Here is a 469-nt window from a genome sequence, read left to right as displayed (position 1 = left end):
ATTATGTTGTTTAATCTTTAATAAATACTGACTTTTTAAATAGTATAGTTCACCTAGTAGGTATAAAGTGTCTAGATTAATAGCTAATTTGATGCCCTTATCAAGGTATTTTATTGCCTCTTCATGTTGATATGTGAGGTCCAAAAATTTTGCTAAATTTAAAATGATTTTTAATTTAATTTCTTTATCTCTAGGAAAATCTAACTTATTAAAATTGGTTAAACATCTTCTTAATATATTAATACTTTTTTCATATTCTTTGTGTTCTGCATAAAATATAGCCATTGTCTGCATAATATCTATTTCTCTTTCTGATAAAAAATCAGAATTGGTTAAAGTTAGTTTTAATGCATGATTTAAAAGAGTTAAAGCAGTTTTTGTTGATCTATTTACCTCAAATATAGCAATTGCTTCATGCCATATTAGAAATTGTTTATCTTCTTTTGATTGAAAATTATTTTGTTTTTTT

The 469-nt window shown here is 23.7% G+C and carries 1 pseudogene; it reads right to left on the bottom strand.

The window, feature by feature from the left end:
* A pseudogene (locus JDS81_RS29815) lies at positions 1 to 469 on the bottom strand (transcriptional regulator); the annotation flags it as partial.

Source organism: Bacillus cereus group sp. N31 (assembly GCF_016483245.1).
In the GTDB taxonomy this organism is placed as follows: domain Bacteria; phylum Bacillota; class Bacilli; order Bacillales; family Bacillaceae_G; genus Bacillus_A; species Bacillus_A toyonensis.
The sequence above is the reverse complement of the archived record's forward strand: the minus strand, read 5'-3'. Positions and strand labels throughout refer to the sequence as shown.